The 16,898-nt window shown below is 55.9% G+C and carries 12 protein-coding genes and 3 pseudogenes; 4 read left to right on the forward strand and 11 right to left on the reverse strand.

Annotated features, from left to right (window positions below; translation table 11 throughout):
* Positions 1–49 precede the first annotated feature (49 nt).
* Positions 50–1,291 (forward strand): glycoside hydrolase family 38 N-terminal domain-containing protein, encoded by a 1,242-nt coding sequence (locus LAQ74_RS17005; protein ID WP_224337800.1) that lies wholly within the window; start codon positions 50–52, stop codon positions 1,289–1,291.
* Positions 1,288–2,832 (forward strand): hypothetical protein, encoded by a 1,545-nt coding sequence (locus LAQ74_RS17010; RefSeq protein ID WP_224337802.1) that lies wholly within the window; start codon positions 1,288–1,290, stop codon positions 2,830–2,832. Before LAQ74_RS17005 ends, LAQ74_RS17010 begins: the two co-directional genes overlap by 4 nt.
* A 26-nt stretch (positions 2,833–2,858) precedes the next feature.
* Here the strand turns inward: LAQ74_RS17010 and LAQ74_RS17015 are convergent, their stop codons facing one another.
* The 9 genes and pseudogenes from LAQ74_RS17015 to LAQ74_RS20675 all read right to left on the reverse strand — a co-directional run.
* Entirely contained in the window at positions 2,859–3,956 is a 1,098-nt protein-coding gene (locus LAQ74_RS17015) for an ABC transporter ATP-binding protein (protein ID WP_224337804.1), read from the reverse strand.
* Positions 3,957–4,000: 44 nt separating this feature from the next.
* On the reverse strand, positions 4,001–5,341 hold the full coding sequence (locus tag LAQ74_RS17020) for an ABC transporter substrate-binding protein (RefSeq protein WP_224337806.1): 1,341 nt from the start codon (positions 5,339–5,341) through the stop codon (positions 4,001–4,003).
* Between the two features lie 165 nt (positions 5,342–5,506).
* On the reverse strand, positions 5,507–6,289 hold the full coding sequence (locus tag LAQ74_RS17025; protein WP_224337808.1) for an SDR family NAD(P)-dependent oxidoreductase: 783 nt from the start codon (positions 6,287–6,289) through the stop codon (positions 5,507–5,509).
* 73 nt (positions 6,290–6,362) lie between these two features.
* Positions 6,363–7,394, reverse strand: coding sequence for a mannonate dehydratase (locus tag LAQ74_RS17030; RefSeq protein ID WP_224337810.1), 1,032 nt, complete (start codon positions 7,392–7,394; stop codon positions 6,363–6,365).
* A 57-nt stretch (positions 7,395–7,451) separates the two neighbouring features.
* Entirely contained in the window at positions 7,452–8,348 is an 897-nt protein-coding gene (locus tag LAQ74_RS17035; RefSeq protein WP_224337812.1) for an SMP-30/gluconolactonase/LRE family protein, read from the reverse strand.
* Between the two features lie 48 nt (positions 8,349–8,396).
* Complete coding sequence (locus LAQ74_RS17040; protein WP_224337814.1) at positions 8,397–9,287, reverse strand: carbohydrate ABC transporter permease; 891 nt, start codon at positions 9,285–9,287, stop codon at positions 8,397–8,399.
* Complete coding sequence (locus LAQ74_RS17045; RefSeq protein ID WP_224337816.1) at positions 9,287–10,240, reverse strand: carbohydrate ABC transporter permease; 954 nt, start codon at positions 10,238–10,240, stop codon at positions 9,287–9,289. Before LAQ74_RS17045 ends, LAQ74_RS17040 begins: the two co-directional genes overlap by 1 nt.
* A 534-nt stretch (positions 10,241–10,774) precedes the next feature.
* Positions 10,775–10,915: pseudogene (locus tag LAQ74_RS17050) on the reverse strand (IS6 family transposase); the annotation flags it as partial.
* A gap of 116 nt (positions 10,916–11,031) precedes the next feature.
* Positions 11,032–11,427, reverse strand: a pseudogene (locus LAQ74_RS20675) (IS6 family transposase); the annotation flags it as partial.
* A gap of 537 nt (positions 11,428–11,964) precedes the next feature.
* On the opposite strand from LAQ74_RS20675, the gene LAQ74_RS17055 reads away from it, so the two are divergent.
* Entirely contained in the window at positions 11,965–13,062 is a 1,098-nt protein-coding gene (locus LAQ74_RS17055; RefSeq protein WP_224337818.1) for a Gfo/Idh/MocA family protein, read from the forward strand.
* 1,254 nt (positions 13,063–14,316) lie between these two features.
* Here LAQ74_RS17055 and LAQ74_RS17060 read toward each other — a convergent pair.
* Both LAQ74_RS17060 and LAQ74_RS17065 read right to left on the reverse strand, forming a co-directional pair.
* On the reverse strand, positions 14,317–14,856 hold the full coding sequence (locus tag LAQ74_RS17060) for a hypothetical protein (protein WP_224337820.1): 540 nt from the start codon (positions 14,854–14,856) through the stop codon (positions 14,317–14,319).
* A 131-nt stretch (positions 14,857–14,987) separates the two neighbouring features.
* Positions 14,988–15,830, reverse strand: a complete 843-nt coding sequence (locus tag LAQ74_RS17065; RefSeq protein ID WP_224338071.1) for an ImmA/IrrE family metallo-endopeptidase — start codon at positions 15,828–15,830, stop codon at positions 14,988–14,990.
* 278 nt (positions 15,831–16,108) lie between these two features.
* On the opposite strand from LAQ74_RS17065, the pseudogene LAQ74_RS17070 reads away from it, so the two are divergent.
* Positions 16,109–16,859: pseudogene (locus tag LAQ74_RS17070) on the forward strand (helix-turn-helix domain-containing protein).
* Positions 16,860–16,898 lie beyond the last annotated feature (39 nt).

Consider the following 16,898-nt stretch of genomic DNA (forward strand, 5'->3'; position numbering starts at 1 on the left):
GCGTGAAAAACATTTAATAAAGAGGCCAACTCCATATTCGTGGTGTAGCATGACACAAGTAGACACAATACAATTGATAAACCATTGTCACACCGACATCGGGTATACTCATGACCAACCCGTGCTGTGGGACCTCCAGCGCCGATTTATCGACGACGGTATTGCTGCGGCTGCGGAGGATTTAGAAGTGGACAGTCCGGACGCGTTTCATTGGACGATCGAAACGACGGGACCGCTGCTTCGATGGCTTGAGACTGCGAGCGACAAGCAGATCGAACAATTACAGCGACTGGAGGAGGCCGGACGCGTCGAAGTCACCGGAATGCTGGCGAATATCACGCCGTTGTACGGTCCGGCTCAGACCGACGAGACACTCCGGCCAATCCAACGCCTTCGGGACGAGTACGGTTTCGACATCAAGTACGGGATGAATTGTGACGTGAACGGTCAGAATTGGTCGTTTCCGGATGCACTCCTCGACGCCGGTATCGAGGGATTCTCCATGGCCATCAACGAACACTTCGGCGGGGCACCGCTCAAGCGTCCCGAGGTGTTCCGGTGGGAAGCACCGAGCGGTCGAGAGCTCCTTGCTTTCAACGGGTATCACTATTCGACGGGACATCAGATGGGTATCGGTCGCGATCTTGAGGAGCTACGAGACAAGTGGTGGCCCCGGGTCGAACGCCAACTTGAAGCCGCAGAGTATCCACTCTCGAAGCTCCTGATCCAGAGCTATCACCCGTTCGGCGATAATGGACCCGCGTATCGCGAATTCTCCGACTTCATCCGTGAATGGAACGATCTGGACGCCGTTCTCGACGGTGAACTTCCGGTGATCGAGATGGCGACGCCGGCAGACTGGTGGGAGCACGTCCAGTCTAACGTTGACTGTCTGGAAGCCTACAGCGGTGACTGGACGGACTTCTGGAATTTCGGAAGCATAAGCAGCGCCCGAGAAATGTCAATAAACAGGGAAAATCGGCGTCGGCTCCTTACTGCCGATGCACTCGAAGCGGGGCTGGGCGCGCTCGGCGCTGCAGATCATCAGCGCGAACCGACGCGGCGATCGGCACCGGAAACCCGCGATGATGCCTGGTGGGCGACCCACTTCTTCGACGAGCATACGTGGGGTTCTGATACCGCAGTAAGTGTTCCGGAGGGAGAAGATGCAGCAAGTCAGTGGAATCATAAAGCCAACTATGCCTACCATGGTCGGAGCCTCAGCATGATGCGACAGCGGGATAGTATCGCCGAACTTGCGCGACGAGTGTCCACGGGTGATACCCAATGAGTACCGACGGAATCTTCCTCTTCAACCCCCTCCCCTGGGAGCGGGAACTGTCCGGACCGATCGCGGATCAGGTGGTCAACCCCCGCGGCGTCCCCAACGACGAAACTTCGGGACGCCACTTTCAGGATCGTGACAACCACCGACTCGCTCCGTCGGGCTTCGTCGATGACGAAGACATCGAGTCGATGTTCAGCCCTGGTGGGTACTACCTCCCTTCGACGGCGGTGCCCGGATACGGGTGGACAGTCGTTCCGCGAGACGAACTGATCTCGATCGAAGGAAGTTCGTTCGACGAACGGTCGACCGTCGAAACCGATCGGTACGTTCTGACCTTCGACAGAGACAGCGGTGGGATCGCGAGCTGGTACGACAAAGATCGGAACTGCGAGTGGGTCGATCACTCGTCGGAATATCCGCTCGCCGGTTTCGTTCACGAGGAAGTCGTCGATAACGAAACGGATCGTCCGCGGAAGCGGCTCTTCGATTATCGTCCCGAGGTAGAAGACCGCCACGCCGCTGTCGCCGGTATCCTCGATGCCCCACGCGGTTTCCGGCCGGATTGGCACGGAGCTCGATCCGGGCCCGATCGGGTTCTTCAACATCGCGTCTTCGATGGCCCGGAGAGATACGAGGTACGACAGATACTGGAGACGCCGCAGGTCGAGAGTAACGTTGTGCTCCAGTTCTCGATCCCGACCGACGGGGACACGATAACGGTTGATGCGCAGTGGGATATGGGTCTCCGGACCCAACCCGAAGCGACGTATCTGGCGTTCCCGTTCGACCTCGACGACCCGACTCCCCGCCTCGATGTCGGCGGACAGGCGATGGAACCGGGCGAAGATCAACTCCCCGGGTCGGTCTACGACTACTATACCGTCCAGTACTGGGCTGACCTCTCCGACACCGATCGCGGAATGACGATCGGTTGCCCCTTGAATCCGCTCGTACAACTGGGTGACTTCAACTTCGCCGAAAATCAGTGGGAGTTCGACCTCGAACACCCGCTGTTCCTCGGGTGGGTGACGAATAATTACTGGGACACCAATTTCCGGGCTCACCAACCGGGTCGCGTGCGCGCACAGTATCATCTCACTCCGCACGACGAGTTCGACGAAGCGTTGGCACACAAATCGGGTCTAGAGGCGACGCACTACGAGCCGCTGGCACAGACACTAGGTGAGGGAACGATGGACGAACCGCCGATCGAAGGATCCGGGCGGTTCCTCAATCTGCCCGAACTGCCAGTGCTTGTGACGCAGATTCGGCCGGTTGATGCTGACACGGGAGTCTTCCATCCGGGGATCGAGACCGTCGATGATCGTGACGATCGTATCCTCGTTTCCCTCCGGAACGCCTCGGATGACGGCCGTACGGCTCAGATCGGTCACGGTGAACTCGTGATTGATGACGCCGCGCGCACAGATCCGACCGGGAAAATCACTAAAGAGAACCTTCGAGTAACTGAGAACGGCGTCGATGTTCGAATGGAGGCCCGCGAGACGGTTACTGTCCGCCTTGACGCCGGGTTGAACGAGTAATCTTTCGTTCGAACCCAGGAGTTCTTTTACGGATTCGGCTCCGTCAGTTCCGACCGGGACGAGGTGAGCGCTTCGCCGTCGGAGAACAGATGCACTCGTTCGTCTGGGATATCGAACCGGAGTTCGTCTCTGTCTTTCAGGGTCCCGTCGCGCTGTGCCTCGGCGATCAACTCTACGTTACCAATTTCCAAGTACAGGAGAATATCGGTTCCCGTCGGCTCGACGACTCTTACGTCCGCGTGATATTGCCCCGTTTCCGTGATGTCGATGTGCTCCGGTCGAATACCCATCCGGATGTCCGTCGCGTCTGTCCCGGATACGGCATCTAACAGCTCGTCCGTAAGTTCGTAGCTGAAGCCGTCAAATTGAATCGTCCGCTGGTCTCGATCTAATCGCCCGTCGATGAAATTCATGCTGGGTGATCCGATGAATCCCGCGACGAATTCGTTTGCCGGATCATCGTGGAGCTCCTCCGGTGTTCCGACTTGTTGGACCTCTCCCTTGTCGAGAACCATGATCTTTGTTCCCATGGTCATCGCCTCGACCTGATCGTGGGTCACGTACACGAACGTCGTCCCGATCTGCTCATGTAGCTGCTTTAGTTCCGTGCGCATCTGGGTCCGCAACTTGGCGTCGAGATTCGACAGCGGCTCATCGAGCAGGAACACGCTAGGGTCGCGAACGATCGAGCGACCGAGGGCGACGCGCTGTTGTTGGCCGCCGGACAGCTCCGAGGGACTTCGATCGAGAAGCTCCTCGATGTCGAGGATGCGCGCCGCTTCCTCAACTTTGCGCTTTATTTCGGAGTCGGAAATACCCGATACTTTGAGCGAGAGACCCATGTTCTGCCGAACGGTCATGTGCGGGTAGAGAGCGTAATTCTGGAACACCATCGCGATGTCTCGCTCGGCCGGCTCCAGGTCGGTTACGTTTCGACCACCGATGAGGATCTCGCCTTCAGTCGCGTCCTCCAGACCGGCGACACACCGTAGGGTCGTTGATTTCCCTGACCCCGACGGCCCGAGCAAAACGAGGAAATCGTTGTTATCGGCTTCGATCGATACGTCATCGGCGGCGACGACTTCGCTAAATCGCTTGGTAAGATTTTGTATTTGTAACGACATTGTTTAATTCGTATAGGTAACGAAATATTGGCACGTTCTACGGGTTACTCGTACACGCGCTGGCGTTCATTCTCGATCTTCTCAGCAACCTGTTGGACTCGATCGGGATACTGGAGGAGCTGTTCGAGCGTCTCAGTCGCTGGTTGCGCAACCTCCGGTGAGGTGTTTTCCCAGTATCGGAGCGAGAACTGGATGTCTTCTTCGTTGATCGTATTCACCAGATTCCTCTTATTCTCGTCGAGGAACGAGGGATCAACTTCCTGATTAGTGGGCGGGAACCCTAGCTCTTGATTCACCGTCGATTGGAACTCGGGACTTAACACAAGGTCAATGAACTCGCGCGTCATCTCTTCGTTTTCCGTCCCTGCGTGGGGGACGATTGGTCCCGGTTCGATAATCATCCGCGGATTCTCATCTCCACTTATATTTGGCAGGATGAACCATCCCATATCAGAGAACTCGAGATCGTTCTCAGAGAAAATCCCACTAAGCCAGTCTCCGCTAGCATGCATTACGTATTCTCCGTTCGCCAATTGCTGTTGGGCTGTTGGTGATTCTAGCTGAAACATCCTTTCTGCTGGCCCGAAGTATCCGTTCCGTTGATACTCAGCCATTTTCTCGAGCGCCCAAATAGCAGTATCGTCTGTGTACTTTGCTTCGCCGCGGCATAGTGCGTTGTAGAACTCTGGATCCTCGTGAATGAGGAATTCTTCGAACCAAACGAACGTCGGCCAGGAAGATTCCCCTAGTGGTATTTGGATCGGTATCTTGTCTGTCTCTGCGATGTCGGCGCAGATCTGTTCGAAGTCCGACCACGTCTCGGGTTCTGAGAGACCCATCTCGTCGAACGTAGCCTTATGATACCACACAACCCAGTAACTGAGGTAGTACGGGACAGCGTAGGCGCTTCCATCGGCTGAGAATTGCTGCATGAGACTTTCGTCATACTCACCATTCTCAATGTGGGCTTCCCACTGCTCTGTGATGTCCAATGCGTAACCGTCCGAAGCGATGTCGCGAAGGCGCTGACCGGTCCACCACGTAAAAAGGGTGGGACCATCAGTAGTCCCGAAAACTGGCCGCAGCGCACCTTGGTACGAATCCGTACTACCGTATGACGTGACAGACACCTCGGCGGGCGCCTCTCCTTCGATTTCCGAAAAGCTGGTTTTGAAACCGTCGTCCCAATCCGGCTTGTCGTGCCAGAACGCTGCTTGAGTGCTTCCCCCGTCTCCACCCCCGCTACTGCCATTTTCCCCAGTATTTTCGCCGTCACCGGACCCGCTGCATCCTGCCAACCCTAGCATTCCACCTGCGGCGAGCGCCTTCAGAAGGTGACGCCGATCCTGACTAGCTGCACTCTGACCTCTGTTACCGTCGGGCATAACACGAGAATGATACTGATGAACTATGATAAAGATTAGGGATGGTTACAATAGGTTACACCAAAAATTAGTCTCGCAAAACAAGACACGATATCCACACGAGGTGGTCGGTCAGTACGTCCGCGTCGTACAGGGCTTTCTCGAAGGATAGTCGGAGAGACAGACTCAGTATCCGCCCGCGAGATATCCGCCGTCAACCAAGAGCTGGGCACCCGTAATCCATTCCGCTTCCTCGCTTACGAAGAAACTGACGGCATTAGCGATGTCTCGTGGTTCGCCGAGACGCGGTAGTGGAGTATTTCGTTCCTGTCGCTCCATCGTTTCTTGGTTGTTTAGGTCCTGCATTGGCGTCTTGATAACGCCTGGAAGAATCGTGTTGACGGTCACGCCGTCGTCTGCAACTTCCATGGCGAGGTCGCGGGTGAAATTCACGATACCAGCTTTGGTTGATGCGTATGCCGGCCCCCCTCCACCGAAATGGGCGTTAACGCTGCTAATGTTCACAATACGGCCCGCATCTGAGCCAGTAATGTGTGGTAGTGCGTACTTCGCGGTCAGAAAGTATGCGGTGAGATTGACATCCAGCTGCCGTTGCCAATCATCTCTCGAGAGTGACAGGGTCGTGCCCGGAATTAGGATTCCCGCGTTATTGATGAGGATATCGATTCGACCAAACTCGTCGACCACTTCCTCGACAGTAGTCTCAATATCGGCTTCGTCCGTGAGGTCCGTTTCTATAAAGACGGCGTCGCCGTGTTCCTCTTCTCGAATGGCTTCGTCCGTTGGCTTCGTCACGTTCGTATCGTAGTGTTTTCCCGACTTTGGGGCGTGGCGTTTATCGACAACGGCAACGCTGAACCCGTCTTCCGCGAGGCGAAGAGCGATTCCGCGGCCAATACCCGAACTCCCACCAGTAACAACGGCTACTCGACCATCATGCGCAGTCATATCAACTACCAACCCACAAATCGGTGAAAAATCTATCGGGTATACAATCCGAGTTTGGTTGGGTTTACGTTCACTAATCGGCGTTTTCGGCTGCTCTGAGCATTCCACGAATGTATCCGATCGTGAATGCGCGACCGCTCGGTCCCCAATCCGCTTCGCCCGCCATCTTCGGAACGTGATCTGGAATGACCATCCCTTCGAACCCCCCCTCGATAAGCGTCTCCAGTACCTCGTATTCGTCATAGTTGCCCTCATCGATAAACACTTCCTGAAACGAAGGAACGTGGTTCTTGACGTCCCGAAAGTGAACGTAACTGACTTTGTTTCGTTGAACGAAAAAGTCCACCATCTCTCGCACCTCCATCTCGCTGTCCATCTCGGAGAGTACTCCAAGCGCTAGCTGAATTTTGTGGTTATCGCTGGAAACGACTTCCATTGCCCTCCGTAGATTTTCGAAATTTCGAAAGAGACGTGCAATCCCGCCAAGCGACGAGACTGGGGGATCGTCCGGATGGAGCGCAAGCGTTACTCCCTCCTCTTCCGCAACCGGCAGTACCTCTTCGAGAAAGTATCGGTAATTTTCCCAAATTTCCGACTCGGGATACTCCCGATCATGTGTCAATGGTGCTTGTTCCATATCCTCCATATCGAACGCCGTCGACGTAGCGCCGCCTCGTCCGGGTCGGTTTAAGGACGACCGCCAGACGCGGTTTGGCATCCAGTTGTATCCGAGCGTGGTAATCCCCGCACGACCCATATTCTGGATGGTGGCTTTTACGTTCTCGAGTTGCTTCTCTCTCCCGTCTTGACCAAGCATGATGTCGTCGTAAAATGAGAGGGGTAAGTTTTCGATAGCACCGAACGTAAAGCCGCGTTCCTCGATAAAGTTCCGAAGGTGGAGAAGTTCCTCAAACGACCACTTCGAGTCCGTGGAGAGAGGTAATTCTTCGTCGGGAAGATACGACTGGGCGTACGGATGGACGATGATGTGAGAAACGTTTAGCTGTTTTGCGAACTGAAGTCGTTCGTTCGTCGGATTGTTAAACCGAAGCGAAGGGTAGATTCGGCTCTCAAGTCTCTGGGCCTTTCCCGCCTTGCGACTCATACTATGAGGACACAAGCTCAAAGATATTATTAGTTACTTTTCCTGTGGGTGGGAGATTCACTCACCGCTGAGGTCAACCGCTGTCAGGTGCCAGAGGCCGAGGTTTGCGATATAGAGGGTGTGCCCGGTCGGTCCGCCAAAGCTGATATTCGTAGGATTGCCGATAATAAGTCCGTCCGGATCCTTGATGATGCATTCGATTTCCTGATCTGCCGTCGGCACCCGGGGATCAGCGAGCCGATACACGGCGTTATCGCCGATGGATGCCGCATAGAGTCTGTCCTTCCAGTCGAATCCGAGTCCATCGACCATCCCGAACCCGTCGGTGACGTGGGTCACCGCTTCGGTAGTGCCGTCGACGAGTTCCACGGCAGAAACCTCGTGCAATCCCGTCTCCGCCACGTAGAGCCGTGACTCGTCCGGGGAGAGCGCGAGTCCGTTCGGAAACGCCGATGGTTCTTCGGTCAAGATCCGGCCCGTACCGTCAGGTTCAACGACGTAGATGCACCCGTCGGCGTTCGCCATCTCGCTCCGTTCACCGGAGTCCGAGATGTACAACCGCCCCGCCGAATCGAAGACACAGTAGTTCGGGTGACGCGGAGCCGTGTCGCTGTCGCCGGCGACGACCACTTCCAGATCACCGGCCACACCGTCGCTGTCGATCGGAAGGCGGAAAACCGCGTGTTGTTGGAAGTCACAGGCGTAGAGCGCTCCGTCGGGTCCAATCGTAACACCGAGTACGAATCCGCCGGTGTTTCCGATTTCGTCGACGACGTTCGTTTCCGGTTGTATCCGATACAACTGCCCGTTCTCACCACCCGCGTAGAGTGTTCCGTCGTCTGCAACGGCTACGTCTTCGGGGTGGTCCAACCGCGTTCTAAGCCACGGATCGGCGCCTATGATCGCTGCATCCGAGAGTCGACATACGTGTGATTGTGGGCCGTTAGCAACCATACACCCACGGACCGGCCGACAGGTGAAAAATGTTGGTGTAGGCGGTGTCTATCCCTTCTGTGTCCCGGCCAGCAACCCGCGGACGAAGTGCTTCTGGAAGAGGAGGAAGACGACGAGCGGCGGGCCGACGGTGAGCAGCGTTCCGGCGGCGAGCACCGTCCAGTCGGCGCTTCGACCGCCGAGGAGAGCGAGGGCAGTCGCCATGGGGCGAGCGTCCGGACTCGACGTGAGAACTAGCCCGAACAGGAACTCGTTCCAGATCCAGATCCACTGGAAAATGAGTGCCACAGCGAGTGCCGGTTTGGCCAGCGGCAGGTAGATCTTCCAGTAGATCTGAAATTTCGAGAGCCCGTCGATTCGAGCGGCCTCGTACAGGGAGTTCGGTATAGTAATAAAGTAGTTGCGCAGGACGAAGGCGGCGAAGGGGATCGCGATCGTGATGTAAATGATCGAAACGCCGGTCTTCGTGTTGTAGAGCCCGGTCATGTTGGCCACCTTGACAAGCGGGATGAGGTACATCTGGAACGGGAAGAAGGTGAACAGCAAGATCAGGAAGAGGATGCCATCCCGGTACGGGATGTCAAGTTGAGCGATCGTAAAGCCCGCGAGTGATGCTAAAAACACCGCGATCACGGCCCCAACGGATGCGTAAATCAGGCTGTTGATCGCGTAGTTGCCGAAGTTCCCGTCCGACCACGCCTCCCCGAGATTGCTGATTAACGCGATGCTTTCAGGGAGAGACCAGAAGGCCCCCTGGGGGAGACTGGGTTGTACCGCGATGTATAGTAACGCCAACAGGGGAATCAACCAGAGGACAGAAATTAAGACGATGAGTCCCCCCCGAAGCACGTTGAACCCGTTCAAGTTTTTGAGGTACTCGGCGACGTCGTTTTTCGCTCCGTCGACTGTTGGCTGTCCGGGTCGCTCGTCAGTCGCCATCAGACGTCCACCTCCCGCTGGATATTGTACCGGATGTAAATCACCGTCACGCCGATAACCAAGATCGTCAGCACGTTAGCCACGGCCGCTCCGGCACCGAACCGGTACTGTCCGAAGGCCAGTCGATACATGGTGACGGCGAGCGTCTCCGACGAATTGAACGGCCCGCCGCCGGTCATGACGTAAATGATTCCGAAGATCTTGAGCACATTGAAGAGGATCGTCGCCACGACGAGCGTAGTAAACGGCCGAAGCATCGGAAACGTAAGATAGCGGAATCGCTGCAGTCTCGACATGCCGTCGATCCGAGTCGCCTCGATCAGATGGGTCGGGATGGAGCGAAGCCCGGCCAAGTAGATCACCATTGCGAAGGCGCTGAACAACCACACCTGTGCGACCATCATGGCGAACGTGTTCACTTTCGGAATTCCCAACCACGGGCGAGCGTACTCTCCGAGGCCGATCGTGTGGAGAAATAGGTTGAGGAGACCGACGTCTCCGCTGTAGATGAGCTGCCACATGATCGCGACGGCGACGAACGAGATCGCGTAGGGGAGGAAAAAGAGCGTCTTGAAAAAAGACTCCCCGGTGACGTCGTCGATCAGCAGTGCCAGCCCCAATCCGGCAATCGGCGGGAAGACGACCATCGCCACGGTCCACATCAGCGTGTTGATGACGGAATTCACCAGGTCCGGACTACTGAAGAATAGTTCGTAGTTCTCGAAACCGACAAACGTCTCGGGCCATCCAGTACCGTCCCACGTGAAAAAGCTCACGTACACGTTGAAGACGATCGGGATCCCGAGGACCAATACTAACAGCAAAATCGGTGCGAACAGGAAGAGATACTCCGCTATTGGGTCGAGTTTGATCTGTAGTCGCTGCCACGCGGCTTTCCACCTGGGTGCATCACTACTCACCCTTGAATCCGTGCTACTGGCTGTCGAGCTCATAGCAGCACAATATTCCGCCTCCTATTTAATCTCTAGGTAGAACCGACTCCTATCTAGTGCTGACATGCGCTAAATGGAACATCAAGGTGATTCTCGCTCCCCCTTATGGTTTCCTCTCTACACATACTGAATTTTTCTATAGGGTACAGACGCATCCTAGCTAGTCTCCTAATTGAGCTCAACGTTTATTATATTCGTATGGTAACAATGATACCATGTTAGGGGTTGACGCCCCACACCTGACCCACCACAAATACCGATATCGAGTAAACACACGATCTACCAGTCGACTGAAATGTTCAATGGCAGTTTATCGGCGGAGCGATCGATCTGGCAAGGGTAATCTCGACGACAAGGGTCCGAACGTATTCAAGTGAACAATCGAAGCGACAGGTCCGTTACTCCATTGGCTTCGACCCGCGTCTGACGACCAGATAGAACGCTTTCAGCGGCTTAAAGACGCCGGGCATATCGAGGTCATGGGAATGTTAGCGAACAACACTCCCCTGTTCGGCACGATAGAACTTGTGGAGAGTTTCGGTCGTTACAGTCAAGCTGACCGCTCAACTCGTGACGAGTGAGAGCAGTCAAGTATTCCATGCCGTCTACCAGAAACTCGGTGTCTTCGACATCGTGTTTCTCAATGAAGCGATGGAGGAACGCCGTCGTGGAATCGAGTAGTCTGCATTAGTTCTGACCCGTCACTCTCGGTCTTCTCGATTGCTGCCACATCGTCGCTTTCGGACGATTCTTCGGTCGCCATCGTTTCAAAGCGGCTCGCCGCAATTGGTGTTCAGAAGCTGCGCTAACCACTCGGTCCTGCGGCGGCTGCACACACCAACCTCCAGAACCAGCTTTGACTCCATGTTGATGGCGACATAGAGTCACTTCTTCTCGCCATCTACCACAATCTGTTTCTCGTCTACCCCGACCCGCCGTCGGCGGGTCGCTTTGGGCTTCTGAGAGCGTGTCCAGTATGACGCCCAGGAGGCGACTGAGTTCCAGACCGCGCCTTGAGATTGGACGACGCCGAGCCAGCACAGTACCGCTGCGCCCTCATGCACCAACAACCCCATTGAGTGCAGGTGTACCCCGAACATCCTGACGGATATCGGGGTGCGTTCCGTTCTCCCAAACCTCATCAGAGTCCACCGATACGGCCCTCTGAGCAGGTCTGCGAGATGCAGGGACACAACTCGCTACGACCTGTTCGTTCCTCAAACTCGTTCAACTAGACCGTGCCTATCATACTGGTGTGACGCCACCGAGTCGCCACGGTAGAAACAGTAGGTGAACAACGTGCGCGAGGTCCCGCGAGCAAACGTCACCCACACACACACACTAGACATCAACCCGTGACAGAGGAGGTACGTGCCCCCTCCCCATCCGTCAGTTCTGTCAGGCTGCAATCGGTCCTCAAGGGATAGGGCGAACGGATCGGGGGATGCCATCGGACGGTCCGCCGTCGAGTGACCTGAAGCCGGGGTCGGTTTTATCTTGCTGGCTTTCCTCACCACGTCTATGCAGTCACGAAGCATACGGTACGGAAGACGCTGGTCCCGGCAGTCACACGCTGCCGTCGATACTGGTTTTGCGCGGACAAGTCGACAATTCGTTACTGGGCTCTCCCGCGCTGTCGATGGTGTAGTCTCGTCGCAGCCAAGGAGACCAGAAGTTGTCGCCCCGATTGAGTACGCCGATCCGACCCACGTGAACGAGTAACTGTGACGTACAGCGCCGGCATCATCGGAACTGGGGGCATCGCGGGAATGGGTATCCTCGGTATGCACGACGAGGACGTAATCGGACAGGAGAAGATCCGGGCCAGCCACGCGGGCGGTTACGACGCCCAGGAGGCGATTGAACTTGTGGCGGTTGCGGACATCGACAAGGATAAGCTCGCCCAATTTGGTGATGCCTGGGACATCCCGCCCGAACGTCGGTACGTCGGCCACGAGTCAATGCTCGAAGCCGAGGACTTGGATGTCGTCTCGGTGTGTACCCCGTCGTACCTGCACCACGAACACGTCGTCGACACGGCACAGTCAGCAGCTGATCCGGACGTGATCTGGTGTGAGAAGCCGATCGCTTCACAGATCAGCGCGGCTAAGGAAATGACGGACGTCTGCGCCGAGTCAGATACGGAGCTCGTCGTCAACCATTCGTTCCGGTTTACTGACAAGCTCCGGACGCTCAAGCGACTGATCCAGGAGGAGGGTTTCCTTGGCGAGGTCCAGTCAGTAAACACGCAGTTCCGTATGGAACTGTTGCGCAACTCGACCCATCTACTCGATACGTTGGTGTACCTCCTCGACGCCCGCGCCGAGACGGTGTCTGGGTACGTTACTGGTGAGAACGAGGCCGTCGATTCGCTCCGGGCTGGCCAGCAAGTCGACGACGCCGGCGGGGGTGGGTTCGTCGTGTTCGACGATGGGACCTTCGCCACCGTCGACTGTACGATTCCGCGGAAGTCGTCGTCGATGACCCTGAATTTCGTCGGCAGCGAGGGAAAGCTGTACATGAACAATGACGACGGCGAGTGGCGATACTGGCGGCTCGACGACGGCGACCACGTCGAGGAACCGCTCCCGGGGATAGACGGATTCTGGACCTGGGAGGACGACTATACGCGGGCATTCCGCAACGCAGCCACCCATGTTGTCGACCTCCTTGAGGGTGAGACGACGAACTGCTCGTCCGGTGAGGAGGCCACGCGCAGTCTGGAGATTATCGTCGGGTTCTACCTCTCGCATTACACCGGCGGGCAGGTTACTGTCCCGCTCGCGGGGCCGCTCCTAGACGTCCGCATCACGTCCTGGTGAGGGGCGATCCATCGCAAGGAACCCACGTTCCGACATGACCCACGGACGACCGTTCGCGCCGTGTGTGCGGTCGAACGGCCCGGTTCACAGCCCGATCACCACCGTCCGCTCCATAGCCAACGGCCGAGGCGATGGCGTAAACTTGGAGGTGCAGAGCCATCGGATATACACATCGGTCGATTCTATAGTAATCACTAGAAGTAATTACTCATGTTGTCCGGCCCGACTTCAGCGCCGGCCACTCACAGATACCGTCGCTGCTGCTGTCACGTTGAATATTGTTTCACTCCTGCTGCCGCTTGAGGAACTCGAGGAGCGCTCGATATCCTCGGCCGAGGCTGATGACTGGCCCAACATACTCTTGAACCGGTGATCAAACCCACCCTCTTCGATAAACGCTTGTGCGCCACTAAGCTGTTCCCGGAGGGCATCAGTATAACTACAATGGGATGCGTCTCAACTATGTCAAGGTCGATTGCAGAGTTCTGCTGACAGGTTCGGCTTCGCGGTGATGTCGTAGGGGATGTGAACGATATGTTTGAACCACTCGATCAGTTTGTCGTGGGCCGCAGAATGTAATTACACAAAATCGCTCTCTTGAGATTCTTTCAATAAATAGTGTGATCCACTTCTACCGGTATATCCGATAATATTTCCCTGCTTGTTCATTAGGTATATTCAAAAGATACATTCAGTAGAACACCCGGCTTGAGTCCCTGTATTTTCAAACATTATTAGAATACAATAATCTATAAAACTAATAGTAGTCATATATTTATATTATGGTTCAGTATATTGATTTTCCAATACATCTGTCGTCATAGGTCTTGGATTGTATGGTTCAGTAGCTCCTGTATCCTTAATAGACGGATACAGAATCGATTCTCGCATTTACAGCTATGCGCTCTCTCTCTCTCTCTGAAGGCTGCATCTAACTGAACACGTATGAATTCGCGACGCACTTTGCGACAACGCCCGACAGAACCATCTACGCGCTCTTGCTCGCGAAGGCGCGAGCGAGAGTGCGCCCGAGGCGGACACCCATCCAGCACCGCGCGCCGACCCGCCCGCATACCCGGAATGGTCGGTCACGAGCGACTTGTCGGAGTACCTCTGGGGCTTGATCATCGAGCTTTGAAACGATGTCAGCTGAGACTTCGCGAGGTGGGTCTGGTGGGGAATAGGACATTGGACACGGATCTGTTAACCAACGTTGTTGGCCGATATCTTAGAACTGTTGGTTAATCATCTCATCTACTCAATCGAGAACTCCTCGATAACCGCCACCGTAGCTTCGAGTTCCCGTCGTCGCTCCTCGCGTTCTTCGATCTCCTGGTCCAACTGATGAATCTCCGTTGAGAGTTGCTTAACTACGTCCGTCGTCTCAGGGAGACGGCCATCGGGACGAGGGACGTTCCCACTTCGAACATCGAGATCGGCTCGCCGTAGATGCTTACACCCACCGCTTGGATTTCGTTTCGTGAAATCTGGACACGTACACGTCTTACTCGCGACGTCGACCTCGTAGATGTTCCCTGACTCCGACTGCACCTCGTAGATTCCTCCCTTCTGGAGTAACGAGACATCCATCTCTTCGGTTCGAGCTCGTTTAGTGCGGGGCTCGAGTTCCTCCTGAGACAGGTCCTTGCCAATGGTGTGTTGCCGGATCGCTTCAGCAGATCTCGAAGCTGCAGGAGTCGATGCTATAACTCCACCATCAGGAGAGTACACCCGCTCTTCGTGTTCTGTTTCGTCTTCGTTCTGTGTCTCGACGACGTCAGTTCGTTCGGTCATGATTTCGGCTGAATCGACGTGACAAGTTCGCGCACGCCGTCGCCCTTCGACGGCGTGAAAAACCGTTTTATAACGCACCTGGAACTCGATTAGAGCGACTGTGAGTAATGCACGCAAAGGTGTCTGAATTGTCACTCGATGAGTACTCGTATAATCTCCTGAGCGGTAGAACTGATTCGACCGAGGCGCTCTTTAACCGCCTCTGAGTCATCGCCCTGCCACGCAGCGAGATAGAACGCAGACCCACTCGTGTCGAGTCCGAAGTACCGACCGACGATGTACGCGACGGCTTCTGCTTCCACCTCGTGTTTTACTCGTTCGGGTTCATCGTCGATATCGAAGTGGAGCAGCGCGTGGGCGTACTCGTGAACCAATGTGACAGCGAGATCCGCCTGGTTCGCTCGGGCTTTCGCCTCGACAACTGGCTGGAGGTCATGTATGCACCAGAACTTACAGACTCCCTTTGCGTCGCCATGGTCCCAGTCGTCTGCATCGATGATGCGTACCGTCACACCGAGTTCATCAGCTGCCCCTTTGAGCGCTGGCACCAGGTCGTTGGCCTCGCCCATCGCTGCGGTCTCTAGTTCGGGAAGCGGTTCTCCGTCCATCTGGGATACGTCGAAGACTGGTGCTGGTTTGAACCCGACAAGGCCTTTCGACCACTCATCCGACGACGTCTCGTCGTACTCACAACCGATTTTCTCGTGGTAGCTGGGCGAATTCTCACATTCGGGACATCGCTTGGTGATGATCGGTGCCCAGATCCAGATGGCTTGTTCGCCTTCTTGGACATGCCGATCGAAGTCGTTCCGCCACGTGTTGTAGCCAGCAACCTTCGTTGCCTCGGGATACTGGAGCTTGATGAGGAGCGTGTTTCGGTGAGAATAGTCGTGGAAACGACTCTGGACGTCCAACCACTCCTGAAACTCCTCACTCGCTTGTGCATCGTCGACGTGGTCGACGAGGTCATCGATTCACGCTTCGATGGTACTTTGCATCTCGTCGTGTCGAGTGTCGGTCTCCTCGAACGAGACTGACGAGTCACTAGTTGTAGCCATTGTGTTCACCGCGACTGCATCAGTTCAGGACGCGCCGCACCTTTTCGGGGCACAAAATAGACAGAACCGTCTCGCGCTATCTCAAACCAATATCCCGCAAACTCTCCTATCTTCTTACTGTGAGGACCTGTACTAGTGCCGATGGTACACCCTTTGAGGAAGGCTGATACGGCTATCCGCCCGAAAAGATGGTAATGCGTGAATTCGTCTTTGCCCTTGAGTTCGACTCGGGAACGAATCCCGTCGCCGATATTTTAGCTGCGCATTCAGAAACCCGGCTCCGCTCGCTATCCTGCCACGTCACTACGGAGACGCTCTGGCGTGTCGATCACGTAACTGGCTCCGAGACGGCGCTTGATGCCGTCGTCGAAGCTGTCACGACCGCAGACTACTACGCCGACTGTCTCGTCCGGCGGGACTGCGAGGGCGAGTGGGAGACGCGAACGCTCGACCGGTCGGACGAGACGCTCATCCTCTACTCGTACTGGAATCGGACACCTGCCTGTACGTCTATCCCGCATCTCGCCGTCGAACACTTCGGGGACGGACTCATCTTCGAGACGACGTGGTCCGGCCGACGCTACGAGTGGCAGATCATTGCCCCCGGAGATGCGACGTACCGCGCTTTCCACGAGGCTATCGAGCGTGAGATCGACGAGACGACGGGGGTCGATTTTGTCCGGGTCGGTGATACTGCTGTGGAGCCAATGAGGAACGACGATGATCGGGGCCTCACACCGGAACAGGACGGAGGCCCTTCGTGCAGCCGTCGAACACGGCTACTACGAGACGCCCCGCGAAATCGAGACCTACGAGCTGGCTGAGGAACTGGGGATTCCGGGCTCGACGCTGTCGTATCGACTCCGCCGTGCCGAGGCGAAGCTGGCGACGGAGTACGTCGACGACCGACCGCTATCCGCCCACTTGACCGGGCCCGATAGCTGACTCGCCGTTTGGTACACACCAACCGAAGTGGTTTGGCCA

It is taken from the genome of Haloprofundus halobius, from assembly GCF_020097835.1.
GTDB lineage: Archaea > Halobacteriota > Halobacteria > Halobacteriales > Haloferacaceae > Haloprofundus > Haloprofundus halobius.

What these genes read in the sequence shown, in the direction of transcription:
- LAQ74_RS17025 (WP_224337808.1), bottom strand. Translation starts at nt 6,289, where the DNA reads ATGACTGCGCATGATGGTCGAGTAGCCGTTGTTACTGGTGGGAGTTCG.
- LAQ74_RS17035 (WP_224337812.1), bottom strand. Translation starts at nt 8,348, where the DNA reads ATGGTTGCTAACGGCCCACAATCACACGTATGTCGACTCTCGGATGCA.
- LAQ74_RS17005 (WP_224337800.1), top strand. Translation starts at nt 50, where the DNA reads ATGACACAAGTAGACACAATACAATTGATAAACCATTGTCACACCGAC.
- LAQ74_RS17020 (WP_224337806.1), bottom strand. Translation starts at nt 5,341, where the DNA reads ATGCCCGACGGTAACAGAGGTCAGAGTGCAGCTAGTCAGGATCGGCGT.
- LAQ74_RS17040 (WP_224337814.1), bottom strand. Translation starts at nt 9,287, where the DNA reads ATGGCGACTGACGAGCGACCCGGACAGCCAACAGTCGACGGAGCGAAA.
- LAQ74_RS17060 (WP_224337820.1), bottom strand. Translation starts at nt 14,856, where the DNA reads ATGACCGAACGAACTGACGTCGTCGAGACACAGAACGAAGACGAAACA.
- LAQ74_RS17015 (WP_224337804.1), bottom strand. Translation starts at nt 3,956, where the DNA reads ATGTCGTTACAAATACAAAATCTTACCAAGCGATTTAGCGAAGTCGTC.
- LAQ74_RS17045 (WP_224337816.1), bottom strand. Translation starts at nt 10,240, where the DNA reads ATGAGCTCGACAGCCAGTAGCACGGATTCAAGGGTGAGTAGTGATGCA.
- LAQ74_RS17010 (WP_224337802.1), top strand. Translation starts at nt 1,288, where the DNA reads ATGAGTACCGACGGAATCTTCCTCTTCAACCCCCTCCCCTGGGAGCGG.
- LAQ74_RS17030 (WP_224337810.1), bottom strand. Translation starts at nt 7,394, where the DNA reads ATGAGTCGCAAGGCGGGAAAGGCCCAGAGACTTGAGAGCCGAATCTAC.